The organism is Cellulomonas cellasea (assembly GCF_006538745.1).
Classification (GTDB): Bacteria; Actinomycetota; Actinomycetes; order Actinomycetales; family Cellulomonadaceae; genus Cellulomonas_A; species Cellulomonas_A cellasea.
In genome coordinates this window covers 146519-171225 of sequence record NZ_BJLR01000009.1, presented here as the reverse complement: position 1 = coordinate 171225, position 24707 = coordinate 146519, and the positions used below count along the sequence as shown (strand labels likewise).

At 73.6% G+C, this 24707-nt stretch carries 22 protein-coding genes; 14 read left to right on the top strand and 8 right to left on the bottom strand.

What is annotated here, in order from left to right; genetic code table 11:
• Positions 1 to 49: 49 nt before the first annotated feature.
• The 3 genes from CCE01nite_RS04110 to CCE01nite_RS04100 all read left to right on the top strand — a co-directional run bounded on the left by CCE01nite_RS04110 (position 50) and on the right by CCE01nite_RS04100 (position 2952).
• Positions 50 to 1240 (top strand): glycosyltransferase, encoded by a 1191-nt coding sequence (locus tag CCE01nite_RS04110; RefSeq protein ID WP_034633725.1) that lies wholly within the window; start codon positions 50 to 52, stop codon positions 1238 to 1240.
• A gap of 115 nt (positions 1241 to 1355) precedes the next feature.
• Positions 1356 to 2312, top strand: a complete 957-nt coding sequence (locus CCE01nite_RS04105) for an SRPBCC family protein (RefSeq protein WP_084142887.1) — start codon at positions 1356 to 1358, stop codon at positions 2310 to 2312.
• A 253-nt stretch (positions 2313 to 2565) separates the two neighbouring features.
• Entirely contained in the window at positions 2566 to 2952 is a 387-nt protein-coding gene (locus CCE01nite_RS04100; RefSeq protein WP_141372003.1) for a hypothetical protein, read from the top strand.
• 27 nt (positions 2953 to 2979) lie between these two features.
• On the opposite strand, the gene CCE01nite_RS04095 is transcribed toward CCE01nite_RS04100, so the two are convergent.
• The 4 genes from CCE01nite_RS04095 to CCE01nite_RS04080 form a co-directional block, all read right to left on the bottom strand.
• Positions 2980 to 5247: a (Fe-S)-binding protein gene (locus tag CCE01nite_RS04095; protein ID WP_034633721.1), complete on the bottom strand. Its 2268-nt coding sequence runs from the start codon at positions 5245 to 5247 to the stop codon at positions 2980 to 2982.
• Between the two features lie 114 nt (positions 5248 to 5361).
• Positions 5362 to 6582, bottom strand: coding sequence for a cellulose binding domain-containing protein (locus CCE01nite_RS04090; protein ID WP_034633715.1), 1221 nt, complete (start codon positions 6580 to 6582; stop codon positions 5362 to 5364).
• A gap of 116 nt (positions 6583 to 6698) precedes the next feature.
• Entirely contained in the window at positions 6699 to 8243 is a 1545-nt protein-coding gene (locus tag CCE01nite_RS04085) for a non-reducing end alpha-L-arabinofuranosidase family hydrolase (protein ID WP_246056313.1), read from the bottom strand.
• A 95-nt stretch (positions 8244 to 8338) separates the two neighbouring features.
• Positions 8339 to 9823: a glycoside hydrolase family 10 protein gene (locus tag CCE01nite_RS04080; RefSeq protein WP_141372002.1), complete on the bottom strand. Its 1485-nt coding sequence runs from the start codon at positions 9821 to 9823 to the stop codon at positions 8339 to 8341.
• 400 nt (positions 9824 to 10223) lie between these two features.
• On the opposite strand from CCE01nite_RS04080, the gene CCE01nite_RS04075 reads away from it, so the two are divergent.
• The 5 genes from CCE01nite_RS04075 (at position 10224) to CCE01nite_RS04055 (ending at position 15223) form a co-directional block, all read left to right on the top strand.
• On the top strand, positions 10224 to 11249 hold the full coding sequence (locus CCE01nite_RS04075) for a LacI family DNA-binding transcriptional regulator (protein ID WP_034632104.1): 1026 nt from the start codon (positions 10224 to 10226) through the stop codon (positions 11247 to 11249).
• A gap of 327 nt (positions 11250 to 11576) precedes the next feature.
• A complete protein-coding gene (locus CCE01nite_RS04070) occupies positions 11577 to 12872 on the top strand; it encodes an ABC transporter substrate-binding protein (protein WP_034632062.1) in 1296 nt (431 codons plus the stop codon).
• A 14-nt stretch (positions 12873 to 12886) separates the two neighbouring features.
• On the top strand, positions 12887 to 13903 hold the full coding sequence (locus CCE01nite_RS04065) for a carbohydrate ABC transporter permease (protein WP_034632067.1): 1017 nt from the start codon (positions 12887 to 12889) through the stop codon (positions 13901 to 13903).
• A complete protein-coding gene (locus tag CCE01nite_RS04060; protein ID WP_084142804.1) occupies positions 13903 to 14790 on the top strand; it encodes a carbohydrate ABC transporter permease in 888 nt (295 codons plus the stop codon). Before CCE01nite_RS04065 ends, CCE01nite_RS04060 begins: the two co-directional genes overlap by 1 nt.
• A gap of 4 nt (positions 14791 to 14794) precedes the next feature.
• Entirely contained in the window at positions 14795 to 15223 is a 429-nt protein-coding gene (locus CCE01nite_RS04055) for a DUF3237 family protein (RefSeq protein WP_034632073.1), read from the top strand.
• An 8-nt stretch (positions 15224 to 15231) separates the two neighbouring features.
• Here the strand turns inward: CCE01nite_RS04055 and CCE01nite_RS04050 are convergent, their stop codons facing one another.
• Complete coding sequence (locus CCE01nite_RS04050) at positions 15232 to 15996, bottom strand: phosphotransferase (protein ID WP_169744040.1); 765 nt, start codon at positions 15994 to 15996, stop codon at positions 15232 to 15234.
• Positions 15997 to 16072: 76 nt separating this feature from the next.
• Positions 16073 to 16864, bottom strand: a complete 792-nt coding sequence (locus CCE01nite_RS04045; protein ID WP_246056312.1) for an aminoglycoside 3'-phosphotransferase — start codon at positions 16862 to 16864, stop codon at positions 16073 to 16075.
• Between the two features lie 238 nt (positions 16865 to 17102).
• Here CCE01nite_RS04045 and CCE01nite_RS04040 point away from each other — a divergent pair, with 238 nt between their 5' ends.
• The 6 genes from CCE01nite_RS04040 to mnhG are packed head-to-tail and all read left to right on the top strand — an operon-like array spanning position 17103 to position 23949.
• On the top strand, positions 17103 to 20234 hold the full coding sequence (locus CCE01nite_RS04040; protein WP_084142806.1) for a Na+/H+ antiporter subunit A: 3132 nt from the start codon (positions 17103 to 17105) through the stop codon (positions 20232 to 20234).
• Positions 20234 to 20740 carry a Na(+)/H(+) antiporter subunit C gene (locus CCE01nite_RS04035; RefSeq protein WP_034632079.1) on the top strand — a complete coding sequence of 169 codons (507 nt, stop codon included), beginning with the start codon at positions 20234 to 20236 and terminating at the stop codon, positions 20738 to 20740. Before CCE01nite_RS04040 ends, CCE01nite_RS04035 begins: the two co-directional genes overlap by 1 nt.
• Positions 20737 to 22428: a Na+/H+ antiporter subunit D gene (locus CCE01nite_RS04030; protein WP_084142807.1), complete on the top strand. Its 1692-nt coding sequence runs from the start codon at positions 20737 to 20739 to the stop codon at positions 22426 to 22428. Before CCE01nite_RS04035 ends, CCE01nite_RS04030 begins: the two co-directional genes overlap by 4 nt.
• A complete protein-coding gene (locus CCE01nite_RS04025; protein WP_034632085.1) occupies positions 22425 to 23015 on the top strand; it encodes a Na+/H+ antiporter subunit E in 591 nt (196 codons plus the stop codon). The genes CCE01nite_RS04030 and CCE01nite_RS04025 overlap by 4 nt, the downstream gene beginning before the upstream one ends.
• Entirely contained in the window at positions 23012 to 23386 is a 375-nt protein-coding gene (locus tag CCE01nite_RS04020; RefSeq protein WP_034632090.1) for an MrpF/PhaF family protein, read from the top strand. Before CCE01nite_RS04025 ends, CCE01nite_RS04020 begins: the two co-directional genes overlap by 4 nt.
• Entirely contained in the window at positions 23383 to 23949 is a 567-nt protein-coding gene (mnhG, locus tag CCE01nite_RS22580; protein WP_371861011.1) for a monovalent cation/H(+) antiporter subunit G, read from the top strand. The genes CCE01nite_RS04020 and mnhG overlap by 4 nt, the downstream gene beginning before the upstream one ends.
• A gap of 5 nt (positions 23950 to 23954) precedes the next feature.
• Here the strand turns inward: mnhG and CCE01nite_RS04010 are convergent, their stop codons facing one another.
• Complete coding sequence (locus CCE01nite_RS04010) at positions 23955 to 24395, bottom strand: hypothetical protein (protein WP_034632093.1); 441 nt, start codon at positions 24393 to 24395, stop codon at positions 23955 to 23957.
• A 19-nt stretch (positions 24396 to 24414) separates the two neighbouring features.
• Positions 24415 to 24699: a DUF4235 domain-containing protein gene (locus tag CCE01nite_RS21995; protein ID WP_034632096.1), complete on the bottom strand. Its 285-nt coding sequence runs from the start codon at positions 24697 to 24699 to the stop codon at positions 24415 to 24417.
• Positions 24700 to 24707 lie beyond the last annotated feature (8 nt).

Below are 24707 nucleotides of genomic sequence, written 5' to 3'. Positions count from 1 at the left end.
AGCCGGGCGAGCCGTGGACCGTCCGGGGCAGCAGACTGGGCCGGTGCGGATGATGCTGCTGACGGCCGGGTCCCGCGGCGACATCGAGCCGTTCCTCGCGCTGGCCCGCCATGCCGCCGCTCAGGGGCACGAGGTGCGGCTGGGGCTGCCCGAGGACGTCGACGTGCCGACCGGGGTGGACGCCGTCGGCCTCGACGTGGACTTCCGCCGGGTGCTCGAGGCGCCGGGCCGCACGCCCTGGGCGATCGGGCGGCACCTCGGCCGGGAGGTGCGTCCGGGGATGCGCCGGATGCTCGCGGCCGCGGTGCGCGAGACCGTGTCGTTCGCCCCGGACGTCGTGGTGCACCACCCGCTGATCCTCAGCGCGCCGATGGCGGCGCACGCGCTCGGCGTCCCGCGGGTGCTCGTGGAGCTCGCGCCCGTCGCGACGCCGTCCGCCGAGTTCCCGGCGGCGGGAGGGCCGACCGCCACGCGCGATCTCGGGCGCCACAACCGTGCCACGTACGCCGTCCCGCGCGCCGCCGCGCGCCTGTTCGACGCCGACGTCGCCCGGGCCGCGACGCACCTGCCGGGTGGTCGGCGTCCCGGCGGACGCACGGCGTCGCGGGCGACGCTCATGGCCGTGAGCCCGGAGCTGCTGCCGAGACCGCGCGACTGGCCGGCGCGCGTGCACCTCACCGGCTCGTGGCACGACCCTGCGCCGAGCACGCCCGTCGACGCGGTGGTGGCGGAGTTCGTGCGTGGCGGCCCGTACCTCGTCGCGTCCTTCGGCTCGATGGCGGCCGGCGGCGCGCAGGCTCGCGCTCGGACGATCGTGACGTGCGCGCGAGCCCACGGCCTGCGCGTGCTGCTCCTCACCGGCTGGGGCGGGCTGGTGCTGCCCGACGACTGCCGTGGCCCCGACGTGCTGACGGTGCCGGCGGCTCCGTTCGACGCCGTCATCCCGGGGGCCGCGCTGGCCGTCCACCACGGCGGGGCCGGCACGGCGCACACCGTCGCCCGGGCGGGCGTCCCCGCCGTGGTCGTGCCCGTCACCGCCGACCAGCCGTTCTGGGGAGCGCAGCTGCACCGTCGAGGCGTCGCCGCGGCACCGATCCCGGTGCGCCGCCTCACCGCCGCCGTCCTGGCGCCTGCGATCGCCGACGCCCTGACCCGCCGCGAGCGGGCCGCCGCAGTCGGCCGGGCGATGCGGCGGGAGGACGGTGTGCAGGCAGCGCTCGACGTGCTGACCGCGCTGTGACCGGCGCCGGCGGCGGGTGGCGCCGCTCCCCGCGCGGGAACGCACGTCCCGGGCGATCCTGGGGAGCGCGAGCACGAGGCGTCGACGCCTCGTCCGTGCCGACGGAGGGAGAGTCATGACGACGGTCGTGGAGAAGTCGGTCGTGGTGGACGTGCCGGTCAGCGTCGCCTACGCCCAGTGGACGCAGTTCGAGGAGTTCCCGAACTTCATGAGCGGGGTCAAGTCGATCACCCAGCTCACCGACGAGCGCCTGCAGTGGGTCGCGGAGATCGCCGGGGTCCGGCGCGAGTGGGAGGCGCGGATCCTCGAGCAGGTGCCCGACCGCAAGGTCGCGTGGACCGCGACCGAGGGCGCGACGAACGCCGGCTCGGTGACGTTCGAGCCCGCGAGCGCGACGAGCACGCACGTGCACCTGCACCTGGAGTACGAGCCCGAAGGTCTCGTCGAGAAGGTCGGCGACAAGCTCGACATCGTCGAGAAGCAGGCCGAGGGGGACCTCGAGCGCTTCAAGACGTTCATCGAGTCCGAGGGGCACGCGACCGGTGCGTGGCGCGGGTCCGTCAACGAGGGGGCCGACGTGCGACCGACGACCGCGGACGCGGCGATGACCGGGAGCGACTCCGGCAAGGCCGGGGTGTCCGGCAAGGTCGCCGCCGCCGTGGGTCTCGGGGTCGCCGCCGCCGCGGCCGGCGTGATCGCCGCCGCGCGCAAGGACGACTCGCCCGAGCTCCCGCCCGAGCCGGCGCCGACGACCGCGGACGTGCCGATCATCGACACCGTCCCGGTGGTCAGCGACGTCGAGCCGGTGTCGCCCGCCGTCGACCAGCAGCCGCCGGCGTTCGCGCCCGTCGCGCTCGGGACCGAGGCCGGCGAGACGCCCACCTGGACGGGCCCGGAGACGCCCGCGTGGGACCCGGTCGGGTCGCCGGCCGCGACGGACGACGTCCTCCTGGACGCGGACGACGCCAACCCGGAGGTCGAGGACCCGACCCCGCCGCCCGGCAGCGGGCTCGAGGGCGACCCGCTGGTCGTCCGGGACGACACCCCCGGGGACCACGGGGCGCGGATCTGACCTGACGCGACGCGCGCGCCGTGCGCCGGCCTGAGTCGGCGCACGGCAGCGTGGTCACGATCCCGCGTCCGGGTGCCGATGCACGGGCGTGGGCAGCTCCTCGTGGCACGACAAACTCCAGGCGCGCTGGGCGGCACGGCTCTCCGATCCGCCGGGCGCCCCGGCGGCTGCGCTCCAGCTCCGCCAGGTCCCCACGTTCGCCGAACGCGTCGTCCGAGCTCCGCGCCCTGAGGTGTGGTCGGCGTGGACGGCCGTGCAGAGCGAACCCAGCCAGGCGTCCCGGCGCGCGATCGAGGGGGCGCCGACCTCCGGGCTCGGCGCCGCGACCGTGACCGTCGGGCCCCCGCTGCCGCCGTTCGGGCTGCGGACGGTGATGTACTCCGAGGTCACCGCGGTCGAGCCCGGTTGGTGGTCGACCGTGCAGACGAGCGGAGGAACGTTCGAGCACACGGAGACGCTGCTGCTCGAGGAGGCCGCCGACGGCACCACGCTGGTGCGGCTCACCGGACGTTTCCTCCAGCCCGCGCTGCCCAGCGCGGACGTCACGGCCCTGCAGAAGGGCCTCAACCGGCTCGCTGCCGAGCTGCTCGAGGAGATCGCCGCTCGGGCCGAGGGCGGATCTGCGGCGTCACCCGGCTGACCGTCGGCTCGTGCTCCGGCAGCCCTCCTACGACTGCGGCGCCCGCACCCGGTCGAGCAGCAGCGTCGCGATGTCGACGACCTCCGGGACGCCGACCTGAGTCGCCGCGCCCCCCTCGCCCCCCGGCGCTCCCTCGCCCGGCCCGGCCGACGCCGCGTGCGCCGCGACGCCGTCGGACAGCATCACCGTGCAGAACGGGCAGGCCGTCGCGACGACGTCCGCGCCGGTGCCGATCGCTTCGCCCGCGCGCTCGACGTTGATGCGGGTGCCGATCTTCTCCTCCATCCACATGCGCGCGCCGCCCGCGCCGCAGCAGAACGACCGCTCCTGGTTGCGGGGCATCTCGGCGAGCGCGACGCCGGGGAGCGCGCCGAGCAGCTCCCGCGGCGGGGCGTAGACCTTGTTGTGCCGGCCCAGGTAGCAGGGGTCGTGGTACGTGACCTTCTGGTCCGCGGACGCGGAGTCACCCGGTGCAGCCACCGGCGTCAGCCGCCCGTCGGCCACGAGCGTGTTGAGCAGCTCGGTGTGGTGCAGCACCTCGTACCGGCCACCGAGCTGCGGGTACTCGCGCGAGATCGTGTTGAAGCAGTGCGCGCACGTCACGACGATGCGCTGGGCGCCGACCTCGTTGAGCGTCTCCACGTTCTGCGACGCGAGCATCTGGAACAGCATCTCGTTGCCGGCGCGGCGGGCCGGGTCGCCCGTGCAGGTCTCGCCGTCGCCCAGAACCGCGAACGTGACACCCGCCGTGTCGAGCAGCTCCGCGACCGCGCGCGTCGTCTTCTTCGCCCGGTCCTCGTAGGCGCCCGCGCAGCCGACCCAGAACAGGTAGTCGACGTCGGCCGCGGACTCGACGTCGACGCCGACCTGCGGGACGTCGAAGGGGAGGTCCTTGGCCCACGCGAACCGGTTGCGCGCGGGCAGGCCCCACGGGTTGCCCTGGCGCTCGAGCTTCGTGAACGCGCCGCCGAGCTCCTTGGGGAACGCCGACTCCATGAGCACCTGGTAGCGGCGCATGTCGACGATCGCGTCGACGTGCTCGATGTCGACGGGGCACTGCTGGACGCACGCGCCGCACGTCGTGCACGCCCACAGGACGTCGGGGTCGATGACGCCCGAGCCGACGAGGTCGACGTTGGCGTGCGTCGTGTCGACCGGGGCGTCGGCCGCGCGGCCCTCGGACGCGATCGAGCCCTCGCCCTGCGCGGCGTCGCCGGCCGGCCCGGCCAGCAGGTACGGGGCGGTCGCGTACGCGTGGTCGCGCAGCGCGAGCGTCACGAGCTTGGGGGACAGCGGCTTGCCCGTGGCCCACGCGGGGCACTGGTCCTGGCAGCGCCCGCACTCGGTGCACGTCGAGAAGTCGAGCAGGCCCTTCCACGTGAAGTCCTCGATGGCGCCGACCCCGAGCCGCGCGTCGTCGGGCAGGTCCTCGAGCGCGGCCAGGTCGACGGGCGCGCCGTTCACGGTCATCGGCTGGAGCGGGCCGAGCGCGGGCGCGCCGGTCAGGTCGCGGCGGGCGTAGATGTTCAGGACCGCGAGGAACCGGTGCCACGCGACGCCCATCGTGGGCTGCAGGCCGACGACGACGAACCACGACATCGACACGAGGATCTTCACCGTCGCCGCGACCACGACGGCCGCCTCCAGCGCACCCGTCGACGCCCCGGCCCACGCCGAGCCGTACCAGGCGGTCAGCGGGAAGTGCAGCGCCGACGCGAGCGGCAGCCCCTCCTGTGCGGCGAGCGCGTACTCGAGCCCGCGGAGCACGAGCACCGCGAGCACGACGAGCAGCACGGTCGCCTCGACGAAGTACGCGGCGGGCGCGTTCGACCGCGAGAACGGGGACCGGCGCTGCTCCTCCTCGGACTGGCCCTTCTTGGGCTGGATCCGGATGCGGCGGGCGATCAGCGCGAGGATCCCGAGCAGCGACGCCCACGCGATGGCCTCGGTGAGCCACTCCCACGGCGCGAGGTGCCCGAGCAGCGGCAGCGCGAACCGCGGCTCGACGACCTGCCCGTACCCGGTCGCGAGGGTGAAGAACAGGACCGGGAAGGACACCATGACGGCCCAGTGCGCGACCTTCACGACCGGCGTGTGCTGGAACCGCCCGTGGCCCACCATCTCGCGCAGCACGAGGCCGACGCGCGGGCCGACGGGGCGCAGGCGGTCGGTCGGCGTCGGTCCGCCGACGCGCACCGTCCGGACGATCGCCGCGAGCCCGCGGGCGAAGACCGCGACACCGACGACGGTCGCGAGGACCACGAGCACGAGGCAGGTCAGCTGGAGGGCGTCCACGCGGTCACGCTAACCCGTCGGGGGGCGCGCGCCGAGGGACGTTCCGCGTCGCACAGCACCGTGCCCCCCGCCCGTCCATGGGCGAGGGGCACGGCACGTGGGGCCCGCCTGCGGTCAGGCGGCCTCACACGTCACGGAGGCCCCCGCCCCCGTGCCGCTGCCCTGGAACCCGAAGGTCGTGCTCTGCCCCGCCGCGACGCGCCCGTTCCAGGCGGCGTTCGTCACGGTGACCGTCCGCCCCGTGCCGGTGAGCGTCCCGTTCCAGGCCTGCCCGGCGGACGCGCCGTCGGGCAGCGTGACGCGGACGACCCAGCCGTCGAGCGCGGACCGCGCCGAGACGCTGACGCTCGCGACGAACCCGCCGGGCCACTGGCTCGACACCGAGTACGACGCGGTGCACGCGGACGTCCCGGGCGTCGGGGTGACCGTCGGGGTCGGCGTCGCGGTGGGCGTCGGCGTGGGAGTCGGCGTCGGCGTGGGGGTCGGCGTCGGGTCGACGCCGAGCGTCAGGTTCTTCTGCTGCACCCGCCACGGCGACCGGCACAGGCCGCAGTCCGGCCCGACGAAGGCGCGACCGGCCTGCGTGTCGCCCTTGAGCTGCCACCGGAACCACAGCTGCGCCGCCCGGCCGAACTCGCCGCCGTTCGTCTGGTGGTACGTCCCGCCGTGGCCGACGTCGAGGTTGCCCATGAACGCCGGCAGGCCCGCGGGGAGCTTGCCCCAGTCGTCCATCGCGTTCGGGTAGGCGATGTCGCTCGGCCCACCGATGATGTAGACGATCGGGTGGTCGAGGCGCCGGAGCTGGTAGTCGTCGGCGTCGTTGAGCAGGCCGCTGCTGAAGATGCCGGTCGTGGTGACGCGCGGGTCGCCCGAGACGGCGTACGCCTCGACGCCGCCGCACGAGAAGCCCGCGGCCCCGATCTCGCTGGTGTCGAGCCGGTTGTAGAGCGCGCTCCCCGGCCGGGCGTTCTCCGCGACCGCCCAGTCGATCGACTGCGTGAGCCATGCCGACGTCGAGCTGCCGCTGCCGCCCGGGTTGCCGTTGGAGATCACGAGGAAGCCGTGCGAGGCGATCTCCTTCAGGAAGTTCACCGCCGAGGTGCCGTCCGCCGAGCACGCGCCGTTGCTCCAGACGACGACGGGCATCCGCGCCGACGGCAGCGTCGCGGGCCGGTAGATCGTGTGGTTGGGCAGGCTCGACGCGGTGCTGTAGTCGGCCGGGTAGGGCCCCGAGCCGCCGGGCGCCGCGGCGGCGGGCGTGAGGACGGACGTGCCGAGCAGTGCAGCGGCCGCCACGACGGCGGTGAGCACAGCACGGGCGAGTGGTCGCTTCATCGGGACCTCCTGGTCGGGAGCGGGTGGAGCGGGTGGAGCAGGTGTGCTGGGCGAGCCACCGGCCAGGGCAGCAGCAGGGAGTCGCAGCCGCTGCCGCTGCCCTGGCCGGTCGAGGGCTACCGCTGCAGCGTCAGCAGGCCCGGCCGGTACGGCAGCCGGCCGTAGTCGCCACCCGAGCTCGGGGAGCGGCCCTGGTAGAGCAGCCGGAGGTTGCACGGGTCGACCGTCATGGTCTGGTCCGCGCTCACGCGCAGCAGCTCGCCGTGGCTGATGTCGTTCGTCCACGTCGCGCCGCTGTTCGCCTTGCCGGCGAACGGGTTGCTCTCGGTCGCGGCCTGCGGGGTCCACGTGCCGCCCAGGCTCGTGGCCGTGAAGGACCGGAAGTACCGGCCCTGCGACCCGATGGCCTCGACGATCATGAGGTACCGGTTCTGGCCCTGGAGCTTGTAGACCTGCGGCGCCTCGAACAGGTTGTTCGTCGTGTCGGTCATGATCGTCTGGTAGCTCGAGCCGAAGCTGCCGGGGAAGTTCCCGAGGGGCATGCTCGACCGGTAGATCTTGCCGTTGTCACCGGCGAAGAACAGGTACATGTTCTGGTCGTCGGCGATGAGGGTCTGGTCGATCGGGCCGGTGCCCGAGCCGGTGATGCTGCCCGAGAACAGCGTCTGGTGCGGGCCCCAGCTGTTCGGGTTCGACGGGTCCGTCGAGGTCCGGTAGGAGAACGCCGGGCCGCCCCACTGGTAGGCCATGACCCAGATGTTCTTCGGCGCGAAGTAGAACAGCGACGGCGCGACGGCCGTGAACGGCATCGAGTTCTGGCTCGCCGACGCCATCTCCGAGTAGTTCGTGAACAGCCCGAAGTTCATCGAGCCCCACGACGTCCCGTTGTCGTGCGTCGTGGCGTACACGAGCTGCTTGCCGTTGTACGGCGCGACGGTGAAGTCCTTGAGCGACGCCCAGCCGGAGCGCGGGGTCGCGAGCGAGCCCGTCGAGGACCAGCGGTACGACGACGGGAGGTTGCAGGTGCCGGGGTTGGGCGCCGGCGTCGTGGTCGTCGGGGTGGGGTTCGGGTTCGGGTTCGCCCCGCCGACCGGCACGAGCAGCCACTGCTGGTTCGCGCCGCCCCAGCTCGCGTACTGGACGATGTTCGCGCCGTCCGCGGTCGACGCGCCCTGCACCTCGACGGCCTTGTTCGAGTTGCGGTTGATCAGCGTGACCGAGCCGCCGGCCGAGTCCTGCAGCCGGAACTGCTGGTTGGTCTGGTTGCGGTCGGTGTACTGGACGATCGCGCCGCCGTCGGCGGTCGAGAAGTTGTAGACGTCCAGGACCTTGCCCGAGAGGCGCGACTTCACCCTGTAGTAGCCGTCGCCCGCGTCGACGAACTGCCACTGCTGCTGCGCGCCGTCGTTGCGCGTCCACTGCGTGATGCGCGCACCGTCGGCCGTCGAGAGGTTGTACACGTCGAGGGCCTTGCCGCTGCCGCGGTTGACCAGGACGTACGACGCGTTCGTGTCGATCGTCACGGCCGACGCCGCGGGTGCGGTCGCCACGGCCAGCACGGCCGTCGACGCGGCCGTCGCGAGCGCCGCGAACGCGGCGGCCCAGCGCCGTCCGCTCGCCCGTGCGGGGCTGGTCACCCCGGTGGCTGTTGTTCGTCTCACGTTGCTCTCCTTCGAGTCATGGGAGGGGGTTCAGGTCCTGCGGGGGTGCGGCCCCGGCCGGGCGGGCTGCCCGGCCGGGACCGCGGTGCGTCGGGTCAGCCGACCCGGACGAGCTGCCACTGCTGGTTGGCCCCGCCCCAGCTCGTGTACTGGACGATGTTGCCGCCGTCCGCGGTCGAGGCGCCCTGGACCTCGACGGCCTTGCCGGAGTTGCGGTTGACGATCGTCAGGTAGCCGCCCGACGACGTGACCCGGAACTGCTGGTTCGTCTGGTTGCGGTCGGTGTACTGGACGATCGCGCCGCCGTCGGCGGTCGAGAAGTTGTAGACGTCCAGGACCTTGCCCGAGAGGCGCGACTTGATCTTGTAGTAGCCGTTGCCGGCGTCGACGAACTGCCACTGCTGCTGGAGGCCGTCGTTGCGGCTCCACTGCGTGATGCGCGCACCGTCCGCGGTCGAGAGGTTGTAGACGTCGAGGGCCTTGCCGCTGCCGCGGTTGAGCAGCACGTACGACGCGTTGACGTCGATGGTCCCGTTCGTCGGGGGAGCGGTCGTCGGCGGCGGCGTGGGGCTCACCGAGTTCAGCGCGTTGAGCGTCGAGGTGTAGGCGGCCTTCTTGTTGCCCGCCCCGTCGAAGAGCAGCGGGTTGGTGCCGGTGCGCCACGAGTCGGTGTCCCGCACGCCCCACACCGTGATGCCGGTGCAGCGGGCGACCGCGAGGCACGCCCTGGTGACCTGCGCGTACGCGTTGGCCTGGTTCGAGCCCTGCTGGATGTCGAGCTCGGTGATCTGGACGTCGACGCCGAGGTCCGAGAACCGCTGGAGGTTGGCTTGGAAGTCGCCCGGCATGGTCGTGCCCAGGTGCGCCTGGAAGCCGACGCAGTCGATCGGGACGCCGCGCGCCTTGAAGTCGCGGACCATGTTGTAGATGCCCGTGGACTTCGCGTTGATGCCGTCGGTGTTGTAGTCGTTGTAGCAGAGCTTGGCGCCCGGGTCAGCGGCGCGGGCGGCGCGGAACGCGGCCTCGATCCAGTCGTTGCCGGTGCGCTGCAGGTTGGAGTCGCGGCGGCTCCCGCGGCCGTCGTCGGCGAACGCCTCGTTGACGACGTCCCAGGTGTGGATCTGGCCGCGGTAGTGCGTGGCGACCTGGGTGACGTGGTTGATCAGCGCGTTGCGCAGCGCGCTGCCGGACATGTTCTGCATCCAGCCGGGCTGCTGGGCGTGCCACGCGAGGGTGTGGCCGCGGACCTGCTTGCCGTTGGAGCGGGCCCAGGACACGATCCGGTCGCCGTTGGTGTAGGTGAACCGGTTCTGCGACGGCTCGGTCGCGTCCATCTTCATCTCGTTCTCGGCCGTGATCATGTTGAACTCACGGTTGGCGATGCCGATGTAGGTCGAGTCGCTCATGCGGCCCGCGGCGATCGCGGTGCCGAAGTAGCGCCCGCTCTGCGCGGCGGCGGCGCCGAGGGTGCTCGCGGCCGACTGCGCGGGGGCGGCGACCACCAGTCCGGCGACCGCCGTGGCGACGGTCAGTCCGGCGGCGACCAGCGCGTGCCGGGCGCGTCGTGAAGTCGTGTTCATGCGTACCTCTCTCTGAGGGCCGCCGTCGTCGTCGACGTCGGCGCCGCGGTCACCGCAGACAGTTCTCCATCGGTGTAGAAGCGCCGGTGCGGAGGCGGGGACCGTGCGAATGTTCGCGCTCACATTGGCACGGGATGGGCGCAGATCGAAGCGGTTCCGGGCGATATGAAACGATTCTCACGAGGGCAACCGGTGGCCGTGCGGAGGTGCGAGCGCTCCTACGCGGCCGCGCGCGAGCCGAGTGACCGGAAGCGGTTCCAGCCCGCTCCACCCGTGACCGGGTGCATTCCCGCAGGTCGGAGCGGGTCCTCTCCGGTAGATTGCCACCGGCCGAAGGCTCGCTCCAAGGGGCGCGGGGTGCCGGCGACGCGGGGGTCCGACGGGAGGCGCAGTGGCGACGATGGCGGACGTCGCGCGCCACGCCGGCGTGTCCGTCAAGACGGTGTCGAACGTCCTCAGCGGCTACCCGTACATCCGCGACACGACCCGGGCGCGCGTGCTCGCCGCGGTCGACGAGCTCGGCTACGAGATCAACGTGACCGCGCGCATCTTCCGCTCGGGCCGCAGCGGGGTCGTCGGCCTCGCCGTCCCCGAGCTCGGGCAGCCGTACTTCGGCGAGCTCGCCGACGAGATCCTCGCCGCCGGCCGCGAGCACGACCTCCAGGTGCTCATCCAGCCGACGGGCTTCACGCGCGAGGGCGAGCTCGCGGCGCTCAAGGAGCCCCGCCGCGGGCTCATCGACGGGCTCATCTTCAGCCCCGCCGCGCTCGTCCAGGCCGACGAGCACCTGCTCGAGGGCCTCGGCTACCCGCTCGTGCTGCTCGGCGAGCAGATGTTCTCCCCGCACGTCGACCACGTGACGATGCGCAACGTCGAGGGCGCCCGCGCGGCGACGGACCTGCTGCTCGACGACGGGCGGCGCCGGATCGCGGTCGTCGGCATGCTGCACGCCGAGACCGCGGGGACGTCGGCGCTGCGTTTCCGCGGGTACCGCGAGGCGCTCGAGGCGCGGGGGATCGAGGTCGACCCGCGGCTGCTCGGCTGGGCGGACGCCGGCTGGCACCGGGCCGAGGGTGCGCGGGCGATGGCCGACGTCCTCGACTCGGGCGCCGGGGTGGACGGCGTCGTCGCGTTCAACGACGCGCTCGCGATCGGCGCGATGTACGAGCTGCAGGTGCGCGGCCTCGCGATCCCGCACGACGTCGGGGTCGTCGGCTTCGACGACATCGGCGACGCGCTGTTCTCGGTCCCGACGCTCACGACCGTGGACCCCGGGAGGCGCGAGATCGCCCGGGTCGCGGTCGACCTGCTCCGCCGCCGGGTCCAGGAGCGGCTCGGCCCGGGCGCCGAGCGCGAGGCGCCCGTCCTGCACGTCGCGGGCATGCGGCTCGTCGAGCGCGAGAGCACGGCGCGCCGCACCGCCTGACGAGCGGCGCCCGGCGTCGACCGGCGTTGACCGGCGTCGCCCGGCGTCGCCTGGCACCGGCGTCGGCGACGTGCCTCCCCCACGCCGCCCGACGCCGGCGTCGGCGAGGCGCGGTCCCCCGTCGGGAGGGCCGTCCGGGACGCCCGCGGAGGCAGGTCACGAAATCGTTATCGACAGCGGTTGACAGTCGCGGCACCCGGTTGCCAGTGTGGCCGCTCGGACGGCCTCTACACCGGTGTAGAAACGCGACGACGCGTGCCGCTCCGCAGGGTGCCGACGAGTCGGCGCCGGCTGCATCACTCGACGAGGAGTAGGAAGGCAGCTCGGATGAACATGAGGAAGATGCTCACCGCATCGACCGCCGTGCTCGTGTGCGCGGCAGGGCTCACGGCGTGCGGCGACGGCGGCGGATCGGCGCAGGAGGACGGCGGCGACGTCTCCATGACGTTCTGGCACAACGCGTCGACGGGTCCCGGCAAGACGTTCTGGGAGGAGACCGTCGCCGACTTCGAGGCGGCCAACCCCGGCGTCACGATCGAGATCCAGTCGATCCAGAACGAGGACCTCGACGGCAAGCTCCAGACCGCGCTCAACTCGGGCGACGCGCCCGACGTCTTCCTGCAGCGCGGCGGCGGCAAGATGGCCGCGATGGTGCGCGCCGGGCAGCTGCTCGACCTCTCGGACCTCGTCACCGACGAGACCAAGGGCCTCATCTCGGAGGGCTCCTTCAAGGCGAACCAGATCGAGGGCAAGACCTACGCGATGCCGATCGCGGTCCTGCCCGGCGGCATCTGGTACAGCCAGGACCTCTTCACCGCGGCCGGCATCACCGAGCCGCCCGCGACGCTCGACGACCTCGACGCGGCGGTCACCGCGCTCAAGGGCACGGGCGTGGCCCCGATCGCGCTCGGCGCCAAGGACGCGTGGCCCGCGGCGCACTGGTACTACTTCTTCGCGCTCCGTGCGTGCAGCCCGGACACCCTGGAGTCCGCGGCCGAGTCCATGACGTTCGACGACCCGTGCTGGGTCGACGCCGCCGAGAACCTCGAGGCGTTCGTCGCGACCGAGCCGTTCAACGAGGGCTTCCTGACGACGGCCGCCCAGCAGGGCGCCGGCTCGTCGGCGGGCCTGCTCGCCAACCACCAGGCCGCGATGGAGCTCATGGGCGCCTGGAACCCCGGCGTCATCGGCTCGCTCACGCCCGACGAGAAGCCGCTGCCCGACCTCGGCTGGTTCCCGTTCCCGGAGGTCCCGGGCGGCGAGGGCGAGCCCGGCTCGATCCTCGGCGGCGTCGACGGCTACAGCTGCTCGGCGAAGGCCCCGGAGCAGGAGTGCGCCGACTTCCTCAACTTCATCGCGCGCACCGACGTCCAGGAGGGCTACTACAAGGCGTTCAACGCGCCCCCGGTGAACACCGAGGCGCAGGCCGTCATCGAGGAGCCGTACCTGAAGAGCGTGCTCGAGTCCTACAACTCGGCGCCGTTCGTCTCGCAGTGGCTCGACACGATCTACGGGCAGAGCGTCGGCAACGCGCTCAACGTCGGCGTCGTCGACCTGCTCGCGGGCAAGCGCGACGCCGCCGGGGTCGTGGAGGCCGTCAACGACGCCGCCGCGAAGTCGTAGGGGCAGCGACGCCCATGACCTCCACGCGCGAGAGCTCGCCCCCCGCGAACAGCTCGCCCGTCGGCCTGCCGGCCGGCGGGGGCGTCACCTCCTCGGTGACGCCCCCGCCGCGCCGCGGGCGCCGCGGCCTCGGGTGGCGCGAACGCCTCGAGATCGCGGCGCTGACGGGCCCGGCGCTCGTCGTCTTCCTCGGGTTCGTGATCTTCCCGGTCCTCATGGCCGCCTACTACGGCTTCTTCCGCTGGGAGGGGTACGGCGTCCCGACGGACTTCGTCGGGCTCAAGAACTACGTGACGATCCTGACCGACCCGCTGTTCCACGAGGCGCTGCTGCACAACGCGACGATCGCGGTGCTCTCGCTCGTGCTCCAGGGCCCGGCCGCGCTGCTCGTCGCGCTGCTGCTCAACCGCCGGATGAAGGGCCAGTCGCTCATCCGCGTGCTGATCTTCGTGCCGTACGTGATCTCGGAGGTCGTGGTCGGCACCGGCTGGAGCCTCATGCTGCAGAGCCGCGGCGCGCTCAACGACGTCCTCGGGCGGATCGGGCTCGGGGCGCTCGAGAGCGAGTGGCTCTCCGACCCGGACCTCGCGATCTGGACCCTCATGGGGATCATCACGTGGAAGTACATCGGCTTCGCGGTGATCCTGTTCCTCGCCGGGCTGCAGGGCATCCCCGAGGAGCTCCACGAGGCCGCCGCGATCGACGGCGCCTCGTACTGGCAGGTGCAGCGGAGCATCACGCTGCCGCTGCTCGCGCCGACGCTGCGGATCTGGGCGTTCCTGTCGATCATCGGCTCGCTGCAGCTGTTCGACCTCGTCTACATCATCTGGGGCCAGTACATCGCCTCGACCGCGGGCACCTCGACGATGGCGACCTACATGGTGTCGTTCGGGCGCAACGCGGGCAGCTACGGCTACGGCAACGCGGTCGCCGTCGTCCTCTTCCTCATCTCGCTCGCCGCCGCCCTCGTCTACCAGCGGACCGTGCTGCGCCGCGACACCGAGGGTGCCCTGACCGGAGGTGCCCGCTGATGGCCGCCACGCTCTCGGCCCCAACCCTGCCCGCCGAGCGCGAGCCGGTGCGCCGGCGCACGGGCGGTGCGCCGCGGTGGGGCAGCCCGGGCGTGTACGCGTTCGCGGCGCTGCTGATCATCGCGATGCTCGCGCCCGTCGTGTACATCGTGATCGGCGGGTTCCGGACCAACGCCCAGATCACGTCGGACCCCGCGGGGATGCCGAGCCCGTGGCGGCTCGACAACTACGCCGACGTCCTGAGCGGCGGCGTGTTCTGGCGCCAGGTGCTCAACTCGACGATCGCGGCGGGCGCGACGACGCTCGGGGTCGTCGCGCTCGGGCTCATGGTGAGCTTCGCGCTCGCGCGGTACCGGTTCCGGGGGCAGGGCGTGATGTACGCGCTGTTCGCGGCCGGGCTCATGTTCCCGCTGACCGTCGCGATCACGCCGCTGTACATCCTGGTCCGCACGCTGGGCCTGATGAACGACCTCGGCGGCGTGATCCTGCCGCAGATCGCGTTCGGGCTGCCGACGACCGTGATCATCCTCGTGCCGTTCCTGCGGGCGATCCCCGCGGAGCTGCAGGAGGCCGCCGCGATCGACGGGTGCAGCCGCCTCGGGTTCTTCTGGCGGATGGTCCTGCCGCTCTCGGTGCCCGGGGTCATCACCGTCGGGATCCTCGCGTTCATCGGCAGCTGGAACAGCTACCTGCTGCCGCTGTTCGTGCTCAACGACTCCAGCGCGTTCACGCTCCCGCTCGGCGTGCAGGCGTTCTCGTCGGAGTACTCGGTCGACACCGCGAAGGTGCTCGCGTTCACGTCGCTCGCGATGCTGCCGGCGCTGGTGTTCTTCAGCCTGTTCGAGCGGCGCATCGTCGGCGGCCTCACGGGCGCGGTGAAGGGCTGAGCCGATGACGCTGACCGCGACCCACCTGTTCACGATCGACGCCCTCCTCGGGCCGGTCGTGGACGTGGGGGCGACGCCGACGGGCCACCGCCGGGTCATCCCGATCCTCGGCGGCGTCGTCACGGGCGGCCTCGACGGGACGCTGCTGCCCGGCGGGGCGGACTGGAACCTCGAACGGCCCGACGGGTCGTGCGAGCTGTGGGCGCGCTACGAGCTGCGGCTCGGCACCGGGGCGGTCGTGTCGGTCACGAACACCGCGGTGCACGAGGCGGGCGCGCCCGCACCGGTCCTCACGACACCCCGGTTCGACGTCGGCGCGGGCGGTCCCGTCGAGCTGCGGACCGGGGTGTTCGTGGGGCTCCTCACCCTGCGGCCGGGTGCGCAGCGCGTGCTCGTCGAGGTGCACCGGGTCGGGGTGGCCGGGCGCGCGTGAGGCGCCGGTCAGCGCCGGGCGATCGCGTCGAGCGCGAGCCGGACGACCTCCGCGCCGGCCTGCACGACCCCGGGCGGGTGCGCCCCGAACGTGTCCCGGATCGCCGCCGCGCGGTCGAGCGACGGCGTCGGCGGCTCGGGGAGCGCCGCGAGGTAGGCGTCGAGCACCGTGGTCACGAACCACGTCGGGACGCCGAGCCGCGCGACGTCGCCCGCGTCCGCCGGCACGCCGTCGACGACCGCGCACGCGAGCGTCAGCGCGGTCATCGCGGTGTCGAGCGTGGCGGGTCCGGTGCGCGCGATCGCCCAGTCGATGACCACGGGCTCGCCGCGCACGAGCACGACGTTCGCGGGGTGCAGGTCGAGGTGCACGACGACGTGGCCCGGTTCGCGCGCGGGCGGCCCGAGGTCCGTGGGCAGGCCGTCCACGGGGACCCGGTGCAGGTCCGCGTGCAGCCGGGCGAGCAGCCGGCCGGCGTCCCCGGGCTCGACGGCGCCGGCGAGCGCGGCCTCGACGAGCGTCGGGCCGTCGAGCCGCTCGAGCACCATGCCGGTGAGGCGGCCGTCGGCGTCCGGGCGGACGGCGTGCACGTGCGGGACGCGCACGCCGTGCCGGGCGACGTGCCGCATGACCGTGACCTCGGTCGTCACGTCGCGCGCGTCGTCGTACCGGCGCAGCACGCGGCCGGGTCCGAGCTCGTGCACGGTGGCCTCGCGGCCGCGGGCGAGCAGCGGTCCGGGGGGTTCGTCGGTCACCGGCGGGAGGTCGCTCACCTGCGGACCGTAGGCCTGCGAGGGGTCCGCGGTCGACGCGTTTCCGGCGCGCGGCGGGCCGGGGCGCGGCACGCCGTCAGGGCGTGAGGTCCCACAGCAGCCGGTAGTACGCCGTGCGCTCCGGGTCGGGGGCGACGCCGTACGCGTCGAGCAGCACGTCGTCGAGCCCGGGGCCGTAGTTCCACTGCGTGCTCCAGGTCGCGATCGCGAGGTCGGCCCACCGGTCGGCCACGCCGAGCGTCCCGAGGTCGACGTGCGCGGCGAAGCGACCGTCGTCGTCCAGCAGCGTGTTGGGGACGCACGCGTCGCCGTGGCACACCACGAGCCGGTCGACGGTCGGGACGTCCGCGAGGCGCGCCGTCGCCTCGGCGACCGTGAGGTGCGCGTGGTCGGGGTGCCACGTCGCCGGGTCGTCGCGGCCACCGGTCAGCGCGCGGGTCAGGCGGTCGCGCACGTCCCACGCGAACGGGCAGTCCTCGACGGGCAGCCGGTCGTGCAGCGCGCGCAGCCCCTCGCCGAGCGCGCGGACCGCGACCTCCGGCCGGGCGACCCACCGCGGGTCGACGGCGCTGGTCCCGTCGAGCGCGGCGGTCACGAGCCACGAGCCGTCCGCGTCGGACCCCGCGTCGAGCACCCGCGGGACCGGCGTGAACGGCGCGGCCCACGCGAGCCGGACCGCCTCCGCGGACAGGTCGGCCCGTGCGCCCGCGGGCAGCCACTTCACGAACCGCCGCTCGCGCGCACCGGTGAGCTCGAACGTCAGCCCGCCGAGCTCGTTGCGCCAGACGGCGCGGACCGCGTCGCCGCGGGCGAGGTCGGCGACCACGGGCGGGACGGCGACGTCGTCGACCGGGATGGAGGCGATCACGGCGCCCAGCGTGCCATGCGGGCACCGGGAACCCGGCGTGCGGCGAGCCGCCCGCCGGGGGCCGCCACCGTCCACTTGGTAGACTTCACACATCCACCCGTGAGCGCACCGCTGCAGGCCTCCGTGCCGCGCGCGTGCTCGACCGATCCGCTGACAACACCACACACCGGTTCCGGCGCACGTCGCCGGGCGTGCCGGACCGACCGACCACCCGCCCCTCAACAGGACGGAGCCGGACGTGCTGCTGCTGCTCGCTGTCCATCTCGCCGCAGCCGTCGTCGCGCCCGTCCTCGTCCGGTGGATCGGGCGCAAGGCGTTCTGGGTGCTCGCGCTCGCACCCGCGTCGGCGACGGTGTGGGCCCTCACGCAGACGGCCGCGGTGCAGGCCGGCGAGGGCCCGGTCGAGGTCGTCCGGTGGATCCCGTCGCTGGGCCTCGAGCTCGCGTTCCGGCTCGACACGCTCGGCTGGCTCATGACGCTGCTCGTCGGCGGGGTCGGCGCGCTCGTGCTGGTCTACTGCTCGGCGTACTTCTCCCCGAAGGCCACGGGTCTCGGGCGGTTCAGCGGCGTGCTCACCGCGTTCGCGGGCGCGATGCTCGGGCTCGTCACGGCCGACGACCTGCTGCTCGTGTTCGTGTTCTGGGAGCTCACGACCGTCTTCTCGTACCTGCTGATCGGGCACTACAACGACCGCAAGGCGTCCCGGCGGGCGGCGATGCAGGCGATCGTCCTGACCACCGCGGGCGGCCTGACGATGCTCGTCGGCATCATCCTGCTCGGCGAGGCCGCGGGCACGTACCGGCTCTCCGCGGTGCTCGCCGACCCGCCGCAGGGCACCACCGTGACGGCCGGCGTCGTGTGCCTGCTCGTGGGGGCCGTGACCAAGTCCGCGATGATCCCGCTGCACTTCTGGCTGCCGGCCGCGATGGCCGCGCCGACGCCGGTCAGCGCGTACCTGCACGCCGCCGCGATGGTCAAGGCCGGCATCTACCTGATCGCGCGCTTCGCCCCCGCGTACGCGGACCTGACCGCGTGGCAGGTCGTGGTGCTGACCCTCGGGTGCGGGAGCCTGCTCGTCGGCGGGTACCGGGCGCTGCGCCAGCACGACCTCAAGCTCGTGCTCGCGTTCGGGACCGTCAGCCAGCTCGGCCTGCTCGTGGTGCTCGTCGGGTTCGGGACGCGCGCGACGGCGCTCGCGGGGCTCGCGATGCTCGGCGCGCACGCGATGTTCAAGGCGGCGCTGTTCCTCGTCGTCGGCGTGGTCGACGCCGCGACCGGGACCCGTGAGCTGCGCCGGCTGTCCGGCGTCGGGCGGGCGCTGCCGATCACGGCGCTCGCGGGCGGGCTCGCGACCGCGTCGATGATCGGGCTGCCGCCGTTCGCCGGGTACGTCGCGAAGGAGGCCGCGCTCGAGGCGATCGCGCACCACGAGGGCGGGCTCTCGGGGCAGGTCGTCTACTGGGCGGTCGTCGTCGGCTCCGCGCTCACCGTCGCGTACGGGCTGCGGTTCTTCTGGGGCGCGTTCGCCACGAAGTCCTCGGTCGCCCACCCGCCCGTGCACGACGCCGGCTCCGGCGCCGCCCCGGACCGCGCGACGGCTCCCGACCGCGACGGGCCCGCGGTCCCCGCGACGATCACGCGCCCGTCGCTCGTGCTGGTCTACCCCTCGCTCGTGCTCGCGGTCCTGGGGCTCGCCGCCGCGGTGCTGCCCGGCCTCGGCGAGCACCTGCTGTCCCCGTACGCCGACGGCTTCGCGGGCGAGCCCGGTCACCTGGTGCTGTGGGCGGGCGTGACGCCGACGCTGCTGACGACCCTCGGGATCGTCGCCGCGGGCGCGGGGCTGTTCGCGGCGCGCGGGCCGGTCGAGCGCCTCCAGGCGTCCGTGCCGCCGGTGCCCGAGGCCGACCACCTCTACCGGCGCCTCATGCGCAAGCTCGACGACCTCGCGGCCGACGTCACGGCGCTCACGCAGCGCGGTTCGCTGCCCGTCTACCTCGGCGGCATCCTGCTCGTCTTCGTCGGCGCGGTCGGCGGCGCGATGCTGACCGTGACGTCGCTGCCCGAGAGCACGCGCGCGTGGGACCACCCCGCGCAGGCGCTCTTCGGCGTGCTCGTCGTCGTCTCCGCGATCCTCACCGCGCGGGCCCGCCGCCGCCTCAAGGCCGTGATCCTGCTCGGCGTCAGCGGCTACGGCGTCGCGGCGCTGTTCCTGCTGCACGGCGCGCCCGACCTCGCGCTGACCCAGGTGCTCACCGAGACCGTGACGCTCGTCGTCTTCGTGCTCGTGCTGCGCCGGCTGCCCGCGTACTTCTCGGACCGCCCGCTCGCCGCGAGTCGCTGGGTGCGCCTCGGGATCGGGCTCGCGGTCGGTCTCACGGTCGGCGGGCTCGCGCTCGTCGTGCCGGGTGCCCGGGTGCACGTGCCCGTCTCCGACCTGTTCGCGGCCGAGGCGTACGAGTTCGGGGGCGGCAAGAACATCGTCAACGTGACGCTCGTCGACGTGCGCGCGTGGGACACGATGGGCGAGATCTCGGTGCTTCTCGTCGCCGCGACCGGCGTCGCGTCGCTCGTGTTCCTGCAGAAGCGGTCGGGCGCGATCTTCCGGGCGGACGAGGCCAACGAGGGCCGGCAGGTCTGGGCCATCGGCGGCCAGGACGCCGCCGCGGCGCTGCGCCAGCCCGCGCACGCCCCGCTCCCGCCGACGCCGTCGGGCGCCTACCCGGGGCTCGCGCACGGGGTGCGCCGCACGGGCGAGCGCTCCAAGGAGTGGCTGCGCGCGGGCCGCACGCTCGCACCGCGCCGACGCTCGGTGATCTTCGAGGTCACGACGCGCCTGCTGTTCCACACGATGATCGTGTACTCGGCGTACCTGCTGTTCTCGGGCCACAACGCGCCCGGCGGCGGGTTCGCGGCGGGGCTCGTGACCGGCGTCGCGCTCGTCGTCCGGTACCTCGCGGGCGGCCGCTACGAGCTCGGCGAGGCCGCGCCGGTGCAGCCCGGCCTCCTGCTGGGCAGCGGCCTGTTCCTCTCGGCCGGCGTCGGGCTCGTCGCGCTGCTCGCGGGCGGCTCGGTGCTGCAGTCCTGGATCGTCGACATCCACGTGCCCGTGATCGGCACGATCCACCTCGTGACGTCGCTGTTCTTCGACGTCGGCGTCTACCTCGTCGTCGTCGGCCTCGTGCTCGACATCCTGCGCACGCTCGGCGCGGAGATCGACCGCCAGGCCGAGGCCGGCGAGCACACGGGCGGCTCGGAGGACCACACGCAGGCCGGGTCCGCGGGGCAGGTGTTCGGCGCCGGCGCGCAGGGCACGGCCGACACCGACGGCATGATCCGCACCGCCGAAGCCGACCTGGAGGTGCAGCGCTGATGCCCCTGAACCCCGACACGAGCCCGAACCTCACGCTCGTCCTCGTGATCACCGCGCTCGTCACCGTCGGCGTCTACCTGCTGCTCGAGCGCAGCCTCTCGCGCGTCCTGATCGGCGTGATCCTGCTCGGCAACGCCGCGAACCTGCTGTTCCTCGTCGCGGGCGGTGCGGCGGGGCGGCCACCGCTGGTGGGGAGCGCGGAGCCGTCGGAGATGAGCGACCCGCTCCCGCAGGCGATGGCGCTCACCGCGATCGTCATCACGCTGGCCATGACCGCGTTCCTGCTGGCGATGGCGTACCGCTCGTGGCAGCTGCACCGCCACGACGAGGTCCAGGACGACGTCGAGGACCGCCGCATCGCCCGGCTCGCCGCGCGCGACGAGCGCGCCACGACCGACGCCGACACCGAGGACACCCGCTCGACGCTCGACGAGGAGGCCGCCGAGACGCGCGACGAGACCGACGACGCGCCGTCCGAGCGCACCACCCCGGTGGAGGTCCCGTGACCGGCGACCCGACCTGGCTCGTCCCGCTCCCGGTCGTCCTGCCGCTGTTCGGCGCCGGGCTGGCCCTCGCGCTCTACCGGCGGCCCCGCGCGCAGCGGGCGATCAGCGTCGTCGTGCTCTCGCTCGTGCTCGCGGTGTCCGTCGCGCTGCTCGTGCTCGCCGACTCGGGCCCGCTCGTGATCGACGTCGGCGGCTGGGCCGCGCCCGTGGGCATCGACCTCGTGGCCGACCGGCTCTCGGCGCTCATGCTGACGGTGTCGAGCGCGGTGACCCTCGCGGTCCTGCTCTACTCGCTCGCGGAGGGCGAGGCCGACGGTGACGAGGCGGCCCCCGTCTCGATCTACCACCCGACCTACCTCATCCTGACCGCGGGTGTCGCGAACGCGTTCCTGTCCGGGGACCTGTTCAACATCTACGTCGGCTTCGAGATCCTGCTCGCGGCGAGCTACGTGCTCCTCACGCTCGGCGGCACGGGCGAGCGCATCCGCGCGGGCAGCATCTACGTGGTCGTCGCGCTGCTGTCCTCGGTGCTGTTCCTCATCGCGATCGCGCTCGTCTACGCCGCGACCGGCACGGTCAACCTCGCGCAGCTCGCCGTCCGGCTCCCCGAGATCGACCCGGGCGTGCGGCTGCTGCTCCAGGTGATGCTGCTGCTCGCGTTCGGCATCAAGGCGGCGATCTTCCCGCTGTCCGCGTGGCTGCCCGACTCCTACCCGACCGCGCCCGCACCCGTCACCGCGGTGTTCGCGGGCCTGCTGACCAAGGTCGGCGTGTACGCGATCATCCGCACGCAGACCCTGCTGTTCCCGGAGGGCCGCGCGGACGACGTCCTGATGTGGGCCGCGCTCGCGACGATGGTCGTCGGCATCCTCGGCGCCGTCGCGCAGGACGACATCAAGCGTCTGCTGTCGTTCACGCTCGTGAGCCACATCGGCTACATGATCTTCGGGATCGCGCTCGCGACGCAGGCCGGGTGGAGCGCCTCGATCTACTACGTCGCGCACCACATCACGGTGCAGACCGCGCTGTTCCTCGTCGTCGGGCTCATCGAGCGGCACGGCGGGTCGACGTCGCTCGACCGCCTGGGGGGCCTCGCCAAGCTCGCGCCGGTGCTCGCGCTGCTGTTCTTCGTCCCGGCGATGAACCTCGGGGGGATCCCGCCGCTGTCCGGGTTCCTCGGCAAGGTCGGGCTCCTGCAGGCCGGCGTGCAGGTCGGCACGCCGCTCGCGCTCACGCTCGTCGTCGGCGGCGTGCTCGTGTCGCTGCTGACCCTGTACGCGCTGGTCAAGGCGTGGAACAAGGCGTTCTGGCAGACGCCCCCGGTCGAGCCGCCGCGCACGCCGCTGCCCCTCGGGATGATCGGCCCGACGGCCGCGCTCGTCGGGTTCGGTCTGCTGCTGACCGTCGGGGCTGGGCCGCTCTACGGCTACACCGACCGCGCCGCCCTGACCCTCCAGGACCGCTCGGTCTACATCGCGTCGGTGCTGCCCGACGGCGAGCGCGGGCAGGGCGAGTCGGCCGAGGTCGCCGAGGAGGCCGAGGACGCGGAGCACGACAACGCGCCGGGTGCGGGCGACGGGACGGCGGGCGACGGGACGGCGGGCGACGCGGCCGGGACGGAGGCGGCGGGGACCGCCGCCGACGGGCGCGTGGGCGCGGGTGCGACGACGGACGGGGGACGGCCGTGAGCGCGGGGCGGTGGTCGGTGCGCGCGCAGTGGGGCACGACGCTGTGGCTCGCCGCGGTGTGGGTCCTGCTGTGGGGCGACCTGTCCGTCGCGAACGTGCTCGTCGGGCTGCTGCTCGGGTACCTCGTGACGCACGGGCTGCGGATGACGCCCATCGACTTCCACGGCCGGCTGCACCCGGTCGGGCTCGCCCACCTCGTCGGGCGCTTCCTGCTCGACCTCGTCCGCGCGTCGTTCGAGGTCAGCGTGCTCGCGCTGCGGCCCCGGCACGTGCCGCGCGGCGCGGTCATCGGCGTGCACCTGCGCAGCCACTCCGACCTCTACCTGACGATGACCGCCGAGCTCTGCTCGCTCGTGCCCGGCTCGCTCGTCGTCGAGGCGCACCGCGTGACCGGGATGCTGTACCTGCACGTGCTCGACGTCGAGCAGTCGGGCGGCATCGAGGCGGCGCGGCGGGTCGTGCTCGACCAGGAGGAGCGCGTGCTGCGCGCCTTCGCGTCCGACGAGGAGCTCGCCGACGCGGGCCTGACCCGGCGCCCGGGCGCGCGCGGCGCGGCCGGACCCACGAGCACGGAGGTGCGCGCATGAACGACGTCGTGGTCGCCGTCTGCGCGGTGCTGCTCCTGACCGGGGCGGTCCTCGCGGTCGTCCGGGCCGAGCGCGGGCCGTCGATCCTCGACCGGACCGTCGCGCTCGACATCGTGCTGACCATCATGATCGCGGGCGGCGCGCTCTACGCGAGCCTCGAGCGCCGCACCGACATCGTCCCGGTCCTCGTCGTGCTCTCGCTCGTCGGGTTCGTCGGCTCGGTGACGGTCGCGCGGTTCGCCTCGATCGAGCCTGCCGGCGAGGGGCGCGTGCGCACGCGCGAGGAGATCGCCGCGGAGGAGGCCGAGCGCCGCCGGCTCGAGGAGGCCGACACACGGGGAGACCGGCGCGACCGGGGGGAGGTCCGATGAGCGCGGGCACGTGGGACACGGTCGCGGACGTCCTCGCGTCGGTGTGCATGCTCGCGGGCGCGTTCCTCGCGTTCGCCGCCGGCGTCGGGATCCTGCGCTTCCCCGACCTGCTCTCGCGGATGCACGCGGGCACCAAGCCGCAGACCCTCGGGCTCGTGCTCGTGCTCGTCGGCCTCGCGCTGCGGCTGCGCTCGGGCGGTGCGGTGTGGGCGCTCGTGCTCGTGGTGCTCTTCCAGATGCTGACCGCGCCGGTCGCCGCGCACATGGTCGGCCGCGCGGGCTACCGCACCGGCAAGGTCCGCACCGACCTGCTCGTCGTCGACGAGCTCACGCGCGACCAGGCCGACGCCAACGCGTCACGCGACGCGGCCGCCGCGGGGGGTGCAACGAACGCGGTCACCGCCGCGGAGAACCTCGACCCGCGCAGCCGCGAGCCGCACGGCGGCGAGCCCGAGCTGTACGGGATGGAGCCGCACCGCGGGGAGCGGCACCGCGCGGAGCCACCCCGTGCGGAACCATCCCGTGCGGAGCAGGACGGGGCGGAGCGGCCCGCCGAGCGGTAGCCGCGTCAGGTCAGCGGCTCGGTCCAGAGGTACAGGCTCAGGTCCTCGCGGTCCGCGACCTTGACCAGCGCCAGGACGTCGGTGAGCACCGAGAGCGCGTTCTCCGGTGTGGTCGCGAGCTCCTCGGACGCCGCCCACCGCTCGGCCACCTCGGAGATCGCGTCGGGGTCCTCGTGCGTCGCGAGCTCGAGCAGCACCTCGACGAGGAACGGCGGCAGCTCGACGAGGTTGTCGTAGTCGAGGTCGACCTCCTGGCACTCGAGGTCGCCCGTCCCGAAGTGCACGACGTCGCACGCGATCTCGCCCAGGATCTCGAGGTCGAGCGGCGAGATCTCGGTCAGCTCGAGCCGGGGCGCGTCCTGCGGGTCGGACCCGCCGTCGAGCGCGGTCGCGTGCGCCAGGGCACGGGCGTGGTCGGAGGCGAAGAGCTCACTCAGGACGGCCATGGCGACAGCGTGCCACGGCTCAGCCGCGCACCGACAGACGACCCTCGTCGACACGGTTCGCGAACTTGGCGGTGCCGCGCGTCGCGAGGACCCGCACGAGCGCGACGACGGCGCCGGTGATGACCGCGGCGACCGCGACCTCGACGAAGCGCGCGTCGCCCTCGTCCTCGGCGTCCGGCGGCTCGTGCCCGAGGATCGCCTTCCACGCCGTGCCGACCGCCTTGTGCGCGACCCACGTGGCGGCGAGCGCGGTGGCGCCGCCGGTGATCGTCGCGACGGTCGACTTCGTCTTCTTGGTGGCCACGGAGGTCC

Excerpts from the sequence above, each read along its gene's own strand:
- CCE01nite_RS04080 (WP_141372002.1), bottom strand. The coding sequence starts at position 9,823 with ATGAACACGACTTCACGACGCGCCCGGCACGCGCTGGTCGCCGCCGGA.
- CCE01nite_RS04035 (WP_034632079.1), top strand. The coding sequence starts at position 20,234 with ATGCCCCTGAACCCCGACACGAGCCCGAACCTCACGCTCGTCCTCGTG.
- mnhG (WP_371861011.1), top strand. The coding sequence starts at position 23,383 with ATGAGCGCGGGCACGTGGGACACGGTCGCGGACGTCCTCGCGTCGGTG.
- CCE01nite_RS04070 (WP_034632062.1), top strand. The coding sequence starts at position 11,577 with ATGAACATGAGGAAGATGCTCACCGCATCGACCGCCGTGCTCGTGTGC.
- CCE01nite_RS04020 (WP_034632090.1), top strand. The coding sequence starts at position 23,012 with ATGAACGACGTCGTGGTCGCCGTCTGCGCGGTGCTGCTCCTGACCGGG.
- CCE01nite_RS04090 (WP_034633715.1), bottom strand. The coding sequence starts at position 6,582 with ATGAAGCGACCACTCGCCCGTGCTGTGCTCACCGCCGTCGTGGCGGCC.
- CCE01nite_RS04060 (WP_084142804.1), top strand. The coding sequence starts at position 13,903 with ATGGCCGCCACGCTCTCGGCCCCAACCCTGCCCGCCGAGCGCGAGCCG.
- CCE01nite_RS04105 (WP_084142887.1), top strand. The coding sequence starts at position 1,356 with ATGACGACGGTCGTGGAGAAGTCGGTCGTGGTGGACGTGCCGGTCAGC.
- CCE01nite_RS04075 (WP_034632104.1), top strand. The coding sequence starts at position 10,224 with ATGGCGGACGTCGCGCGCCACGCCGGCGTGTCCGTCAAGACGGTGTCG.
- CCE01nite_RS04065 (WP_034632067.1), top strand. The coding sequence starts at position 12,887 with ATGACCTCCACGCGCGAGAGCTCGCCCCCCGCGAACAGCTCGCCCGTC.
- CCE01nite_RS04055 (WP_034632073.1), top strand. The coding sequence starts at position 14,795 with ATGACGCTGACCGCGACCCACCTGTTCACGATCGACGCCCTCCTCGGG.
- CCE01nite_RS04110 (WP_034633725.1), top strand. The coding sequence starts at position 50 with ATGATGCTGCTGACGGCCGGGTCCCGCGGCGACATCGAGCCGTTCCTC.
- CCE01nite_RS04010 (WP_034632093.1), bottom strand. The coding sequence starts at position 24,395 with ATGGCCGTCCTGAGTGAGCTCTTCGCCTCCGACCACGCCCGTGCCCTG.